The following is a 724-nucleotide window of genomic DNA, read 5'->3' on the forward strand; positions in this document are numbered from 1 at the left end:
TTAAAATTAGTCGTTTTCTCGCAACAGCAAAATCCAAACAAGTTTGGTTTCCGCTCGTATTGCTTAATGAAATAGTTGAATAAAATTAGCGTTCTCCTTCGATCATAGAATACAATCAAGGTTGGATTACGTACATCTAACCCTGAAAAACAGCCCGATTTTATTTCTTCAACGCTTGTAATGCCTCATGGGTTGCGGCAAGCAATGGCTCTATCGAAATAGGCGATCCCACGGCATTCTTCATCCAATGCTGGGGAATAATGCTCCCCTGCGTATACATGCGGTACATTTCGTCGGCAAGGTTCTTACCCCGCACCTGCTGCTCGATCTGGAAAGCGATCAGATGCCCCATGGGATAGTTGGGCAAATAGAGCGGATAGTCAATCATGTGCGAGTAGATGCCAAGCAGGGTTTCATCCTCTCCACCCAATATGCCGGCATAATAGGTGTTCCATACCTCTTTGGCTGCATTGATCACTGCCTCTTTCAGTTGCTCCGGCGTAGCGTTCGGGTTGGCATACAACCATTCCCATACCTGTATATCTACAAGCGAGACGCCCATGATCTCGTAACAGGACCAGAAATTATCCAACGCTAACCAATATTCATCTTCCGGATTGGGGTTTTTCAGTCCCAATAATTCCAGATCCCTTTTCTGGAAAAGGAATGCGACTGCTTCGGTAAAAGCAGTATTGGGTACGCCGTTCAGCATATAATAATCCAC

General features: G+C 45.4%; 1 pseudogene. It reads right to left on the reverse strand.

The window, feature by feature from the left end:
- Window positions 1-160: 160 nt before the first annotated feature.
- A pseudogene (locus B4G81_RS10890) lies at window positions 161-724 on the reverse strand (hypothetical protein); the annotation flags it as partial.

Source organism: Proteiniphilum sp. UBA5384, from assembly GCF_002410825.1.
Lineage (GTDB): Bacteria > Bacteroidota > Bacteroidia > Bacteroidales > Dysgonomonadaceae > Proteiniphilum.